This window comes from Cedecea sp. B1(4) (assembly GCF_059414925.1).
Genome location: NZ_JCAHMZ010000106.1, coordinates 1 through 289, shown reverse-complemented (window position 1 = coordinate 289; position 289 = coordinate 1). Strand labels below are relative to the sequence as shown.

The following is a 289-nucleotide window of genomic DNA, read 5'->3' as shown; positions in this document are numbered from 1 at the left end:
TATCTTTTGTGTGTGTGTGTTTTTTTTTTTTTTTGTTTGTTCCTCATAATTTTTTTTTTTTTTCTTTATAGCTGGGTTTTTTTTTTTGTTGTTTTTTTCCTTTTTTTTTGGTTTTTTTTTACGGTATTTTTGTTTTGTTTGTGGTTTTTTTGGTGTGTTTTTTTTTTTTAAATTTGTTGTATAAGTTTTTTTTTTTGTTGTTTTATCATTTTCTGGGTGTTTTTTTTTTGTGATATTTGTTTTTTTGTTTTTTTTGGTTTTTTTTTGTTTTTTGGTTTTTTGTTTTTTT

1 protein-coding gene is annotated in these 289 nt (G+C 19.7%); it reads right to left on the bottom strand.

Annotated features, from left to right (window positions below; all coding sequences use genetic code 11):
• Positions 1-289, bottom strand: a 289-nt coding sequence (locus ACR6JA_RS22265) for a hypothetical protein (protein WP_494599576.1), incomplete at both ends; no start/stop codon positions are given.